A 6,000-nucleotide genomic window follows, 5' to 3' on the forward strand; every position below is an offset into this window, starting at 1 on the left:
AGAGTATTGAATCCGAACGAGAGTAAAACCTGGCTATCCGAAAATAAAAGAAGTCCATCCGAGAATAAACCAAGCGTCACCGAGAGTAATCACACGCTATACGAGAGTATCTACCCTGCAAAGCCCTAGACAGGGATACAAACTGTCGTAATTTCTCCTTCCCTCTGGAGTTTGTCCTCTTTGACTAATGTCTTCTAAAAGTATTTGAAAAATAAGAGGCACTTACGATTGTAAAATCGTAAGTGCCATCTATTTGTTTCTGGGTCCATGAGAAGATTAAGCTTTTGTACCAAGTCCGTCATCTAGTTTTATAGGGGTAAAGCCTTTTTGGTCAGCATCAAGCTTCTTTTTGAGACCCCAGAAGAAGCCTATTATAATAATGACTGTAACGATGGCTCCCAAAATATAAGAGGTTTGCATAGATAGATTAAACCCTATTTTTGCGTTAAATATATAGGTGAACGTTGCCATCGTTATAAAAGTCGCTGGTATTGCTGCAATCCAAAAGTTCTTTCTTTGAAGTGCCAGGTACATAGCACAGACCCAAAGTGCAATCATTGCAGTAGATTGATTTGCCCAAGAGAAGTATCTCCACAGTATAGTGAAATCAATTTGTGTTAAAGCGATAGATATAGCAAACATTGGGAGTGCAATCAAAAAGCGTTTAGATATCTTCTTTTGGCCCATTCCAATATAATCTGCCACTATCATACGGGCACTACGGAAAGCGGTGTCTCCAGATGTAATAGGGAGTACCACAACTCCTAACACAGCAATTGTTCCAACTACCGCTCCTAATGTGGTCATAGATAACTCTTTTACAATTCCTGCAGTTCCTACAGTATTCAGTAGTTCGTTTAAATCTTGACCATTAAAAATAGACATTGCTGCAGCAGCCCAGATCATTGCGATAATTGCTTCAGCGATCATCATTCCGTAAAAAATATAACGCCCCTGACCCTCTTTTTGCGTAGTGCGTGAGATAATCGGAGATTGAGTTGCGTGAAAGCCAGATAAAGCCCCGCAAGAAATAGTAAGGAATAATAACGGGAAGATAGGCAAATTATCTGGATGCATATTTGTAAAGCTTAACTCAGGTATTGTATATCCCTTTACAAACAACGAAACTCCTATACCGACAGCACTTATAAGAAGCAAAGCGCCGAAAAATGGATAGAGCCTACCGATGATTTTATCAACTGGAAGTACAGTAGCTAAGATATAGTAAGCGAAAATAATGACTACCCAGCCTCCAACAGATAACCAGCTTGAGGTAAGATCTCCAAGCAGAGCTGCAGGAGAGGAAACAAACACTGTTCCTACTAAAACTAATAATAAAAGAGCAAATGCATTTACTACATGCTTAAAGGCTTTTCCTAAAAACTTTCCTGCTAGCTCCGGTAAATGGGCTCCCTTATTTCTTAAAGAAATCATACCAGTTAAATAATCATGTACTGCACCGGCAAAAATTGCACCTAAAACAATCCAAAGAAAAGCAATCGGTCCATAAAGAGCGCCCATAATAGGACCGAAGATGGGGCCCACTCCAGCTATATTTAGTAGCTGGATAAGCGAGTTTTTATTTTTGGACATAGGTACATAATCTACACCGTCAGACATGGTATATGCGGGTGTCTGACGTTCCTCTTTCACTCCAAATACTTTTTCCACGTATTTACCATAAGTGAAATAAGCTACTATTAAAAGTACGATTGACACAATAAAGGTTATCATTCTGTTAGCCTCCTCTTTTTTTATAGTCTATTTTAAATAATCAGTTTATTGTACGAGAAACTATTAACATGTTCATTTCGATGCTTAAGAGGTAGAATTGAGCGATTGAAATTCAAACCCATTTAGAATTTATATTTCAAGCAGTTCTCTTAACTCCTTTATATAATTTCTGCTAAGAGGTATCTGGTCTGGAATCCCTGTGACCTTAATGTTATATATGCTTTGATTCCAGGAGGAGACCTCACAAATATGATGCACATTTACTAAAAAACTCTTATGAGTTCTATAAAAATGATAGCCACTTAATTTTTCTTCTAGCTCCTTTAATGAATGTTTACTTGTAAACTCACCGGTGTTTGTACGAATTATTGTTTCTTTATGACTTCTAGCGATGAACAAAATCGTAGCTGGATCAATATACAAGATTCGGTCTGCTTCTTGAACAGCTAGCTTAAAAGGATTTTTAAGTCTATTCGGTTGTAATTGTTGTATGATTCTATTTACGGTTTCTGTTATTCTTATTTCATCGAATGGCTTCAATAGATAATCGATGGCATTGGCATGAAAAGCCTCTACAGCATAATGGGGAAAGGCTGTGGCAAAAACAATTAAAGGTGGTCGTTGAAATTTCTTCATAATGTTGGCGAATTCTAAGCCGTTCATTCCTACCATTTCTATATCTACAAATACGACATCCGGTTCTAGCTTTGCTACTAAGGATAAAGCTGTTTCAGCAGAATCTGCCTCGCCTACCATTTTTATTTCTTTAAACTTACTTAAAAGATAAACTAACTCCTCTCTGCTGTACCGTTCATCATCTACTACGATTACTTGGATAGTCATTGGGTTATCCTCTCCTTTTTCTTGATTCTTTTCTTCGGAATAAAGAAAGAGATACAAGTTCCATTTGCATCGCTAGCAATTTGTAAGCCAGCAGTGGGGTGTACCATTTTTTTGAGTCTGAGGTGTAAATTATATAAGCCGATACCTGAACCATTAGTTGATTCCACTTTGTTCTGCAGGAGTATTTTCTTTTTAGTTGCTTCAATCCCATTCCCATTGTCAGTCACTGATATAGCGATATAATCTCCACCGTCTTTTATGATGATTTCAATGAGGATTTCCTTCTTTTTTTGCAAGCCGTGCTTAAAGGAGTTCTGTACTAATGTAAGGATTGCCATAGAAGGGATAAGTACATGTAAAGCACTTTCCTCGATTTTATAAGAAATTTTTACACGATCTCCGAATCTGGCTTCTTCTATTAATAAATAGGTTTGGATTAGTTCTACCTCCTTTTGTAGTGTAATCATTCCAGAGGAAGAGTTTTCTGTATTTTGTCTAATAAAGTGGGCTAGGGAAACTAATAAGGTTCTTGCTCTATTTGGGTTAGTTCTTATTAAAGAAACAATCGTGTTCATTGCGTTAAATAAAAAATGTGGATTTACTTGCGCCTGTAATGCCTTTATTTCGGCCTCTTTGGCCAATTCCTTCAATTCCTCCAGCTCGGATAATTCTAGTTGGTGACTAAAGATGTTACTTAACCCTTTTACAAGTTCTACTAAAGAGGGAGAAAGCATTCTTTCATTAGAGACATATATTTTTAAGGTGGCGACGGTTTCTTCTTTTATCTTTAAGGGAGCAATAATCGCAGCCCCGAGCGTACAGGCTGGTTGGTCACAAAGAATTCCCCTTCGTCCTATTACTTTTAGGCTACCAGTTTGAATAACCTGACGTGTTGCTTCTGTTTGAATAGGGCTCCCGGCAATGTGATGGTTACTTTCATTGCCCACGTGTGCAAGTATTGTATCCTTGTTGGTCATGGATACGGCTAGGGAGGGAGTTTTAGAATAAATCAGCTCGCAAACTCTATTTGCCGAATGAAAAGAAAGGCCGCTACGTAAAAATTCAATGGATGATTCGGCGATTTCCAAAGCTTTATGGGCACCATACGCTTCTGTCCGGTTATCCTCATCTAATACACTTTTTATAATAAGTATGAAAATGGCTGAGCCCATAGCATTTGTGAGCACCATTGGGACCATAATTTCTTCAACTAAAGCTAGTGCTTGATAAGTTGGTTTTGCTACTAGAAGGATGATTCCCATTTGCATCGCTTCCGTCATTGCCCCAATTAGAAAAGCTACCCAAGGGGATATGAAGAGCGTTTTCTTACGGAGTTTACTCCCAATTAGCCCAGCGATTAAACCGGCAATAATAGTTGCTAAGCCACAAGCCAAACCAGTAAAACCACCTAAATAAACCCGATGAATCCCAGCAATCAAGCCTGCTCCAAAGCCTATTCGGAAACCTCCCAGAAGGCCGCCAACGACTATACCTAAAACTCTGGAGTTCGCTAGTGCCTCTTCTTGTGCTAAACCGCCTGTCCATCTTCCAGCTGAATCTGCAAGCGGATTGATGACTATTCCTGTATAAGTACCAAGAATACCGAATAATCCGAAAATTATTGTCAGGTAAATGCGCTTCTTCGTCGTCATTCGTCTGTGATAATCAAATAAATCTCGAAAAAAAGGTAACCGTGTTAATAAGAAGGCAATTGTAGCTATTATTGCAAGTCGCTCGATAAGAGATACAATAAGCAAGATTACATCCTCCCAGCTTTTTTAGTATACTATTATAAGAAAAGCACTTCGCTAGAAGCGGAGTGCTGTTATCTCTTCTTATTTAAGCTTTGGTCAAACTCTTGTCCTTCTAGCGTAGGATCTAATGTTAAGGGCTCGTTGCAATGCATGCACATATCTACTCGTCCAAGTATTTTAGTTGGCTTGTTACAGTTAGGGCATATTACTTGTACGGCTTTGGTTGATAAAAGACCGATCCAGCCATATACTGCAGTACTACCAATTACACACAGTAAGCCAAGTGTCATAAAGATTGTAACTAAGATAGCGCTCTCTCTGAAAAATATTGCGCCATACATTATAATAAAGCCAAAGAATATTAATCCAAGAGCAAAGGATCTTATTCTATTTATTTTATTTTTATAGGGTTTCATTTCTCATCCTCCTATTTCTACATTCACTATAACATATTTTGGTTTGGAGAGAGGATACATTATTTTTTTGTAGAAAGTTAATATATAGCTATAGCAAGCAAAGGAGGCTTTCGCAATGGAAGCGTTATTAAGACCCATCTACCAAGAAAGAGCTAGTGATCCAAATACTTTAGGGATTTTTGTTATCGAGAAAAAAGAGGAGTTTAGTCCGATAACAGATACATTTGATTCTATATTATTAATTATTACAAAAGAATCTTCCCGACCTGTTTTTACAAAGCATTACTCTTTTCAAAACAAAAAAGCAGCATTACATATAGTGACGGAGCGCCAACTGAGAAAGTGGCTAATCATTGGCTCAAACCCTAAACTAATAGATTGGATCATAAATGGAAGAGTTGTGTTTGATCGCAACGAATATATTGATGGTTTAAAAAAGGAGTTAGACGAATTCCCTAACAGTGCAAGAAAAGTTAGAATGGGAATAGAATTTTCTAAATTATGCAGAAGTTATATGAAGGCGAAACTATTTTTTGAACAACTAAATTATTTAGATGCTTCCTCCCATATTGTTAACTCACTACATCATTTAGCTAGATTGACGGTCTTTGAAAAAGGAATGCATCCAGAGGTAGTTGTATGGAAACAAGTCAAGCAGCTAGATCCATCCATATACAAACTTTATGATGAGTTAATTTGTAGTAAAGAAACGATTGAGAAAAGATTGGAGCTTCTATTCTTAGCGAGCGAGTTTTTAATCCATTCTCGAACAAAAGATGGAGCTGCTCATATAGTAGATGTTTTATCACAAAAGGAATTTTGGACTATTCAAGAAATACATGAACATCAGGAATTAAAGAATTACTCAGTTGATTTAGAGGTTTTTATTGAATTCCTTGTAGAAAAAGGACTCATTTTAATAGTAGAACAACCAACAAAAAGTAATCAAATCATGCATCGTTACTATAAAGTAAAGCAGTTTCATGCATAGAGAAAAAAACGAGCAAAAAAAATGCTCGTTTTTTGTTGACATGAATAATTGTATGTTGTAAGATAATAAACGTCGTCAAGAACGAAACGAAAAATGTTATGAAACAAATAATATTTTTAAAAAAACTTCTTGACTCTCGCAAGATGAAATGATAGACTAGAGAAGTCGCAAAAAACGACATCACAAAAATGAACATTGAAAACTGAACATGCAAAACGTCAAGATATACAGCGATTGAAACATATCGCAAAACAAACATGAC

Annotated in this window: 5 protein-coding genes; 1 reads left to right on the top strand and 4 read right to left on the bottom strand. The window is 37.0% G+C overall.

Annotated features, from left to right (window positions below):
* Positions 1 to 276: 276 nt before the first annotated feature.
* From AC1ECF_RS08950 to AC1ECF_RS08965, 4 genes are all read right to left on the bottom strand, one after another.
* Positions 277 to 1,734, bottom strand: a complete 1,458-nt coding sequence (locus AC1ECF_RS08950) for a carbon starvation CstA family protein (protein ID WP_480389062.1) — start codon at positions 1,732 to 1,734, stop codon at positions 277 to 279.
* A 129-nt stretch (positions 1,735 to 1,863) separates the two neighbouring features.
* Positions 1,864 to 2,577 (bottom strand): LytR/AlgR family response regulator transcription factor, encoded by a 714-nt coding sequence (locus tag AC1ECF_RS08955; protein ID WP_480389063.1) that lies wholly within the window; start codon positions 2,575 to 2,577, stop codon positions 1,864 to 1,866.
* Positions 2,574 to 4,334 (bottom strand): LytS/YhcK type 5TM receptor domain-containing protein, encoded by a 1,761-nt coding sequence (locus AC1ECF_RS08960; protein WP_480389064.1) that lies wholly within the window; start codon positions 4,332 to 4,334, stop codon positions 2,574 to 2,576. The genes AC1ECF_RS08955 and AC1ECF_RS08960 overlap by 4 nt, the downstream gene beginning before the upstream one ends.
* A gap of 68 nt (positions 4,335 to 4,402) precedes the next feature.
* Positions 4,403 to 4,747 (bottom strand): YgzB family protein, encoded by a 345-nt coding sequence (locus AC1ECF_RS08965; RefSeq protein WP_480389065.1) that lies wholly within the window; start codon positions 4,745 to 4,747, stop codon positions 4,403 to 4,405.
* Between the two features lie 115 nt (positions 4,748 to 4,862).
* Here AC1ECF_RS08965 and AC1ECF_RS08970 point away from each other — a divergent pair, with 115 nt between their 5' ends.
* Entirely contained in the window at positions 4,863 to 5,738 is an 876-nt protein-coding gene (locus tag AC1ECF_RS08970) for a nucleotidyltransferase-like protein (RefSeq protein ID WP_480389066.1), read from the top strand.
* Positions 5,739 to 6,000: the final 262 nt, after the last annotated feature.

Source organism: Psychrobacillus sp. Z3-81 (assembly GCF_056620325.1).

Excerpts from the sequence above, each read along its gene's own strand:
- AC1ECF_RS08950 (WP_480389062.1), bottom strand. The coding sequence starts at position 1,734 with ATGATAACCTTTATTGTGTCAATCGTACTTTTAATAGTAGCTTATTTC.
- AC1ECF_RS08955 (WP_480389063.1), bottom strand. The coding sequence starts at position 2,577 with ATGACTATCCAAGTAATCGTAGTAGATGATGAACGGTACAGCAGAGAG.
- AC1ECF_RS08965 (WP_480389065.1), bottom strand. The coding sequence starts at position 4,747 with ATGAAACCCTATAAAAATAAAATAAATAGAATAAGATCCTTTGCTCTT.
- AC1ECF_RS08970 (WP_480389066.1), top strand. The coding sequence starts at position 4,863 with ATGGAAGCGTTATTAAGACCCATCTACCAAGAAAGAGCTAGTGATCCA.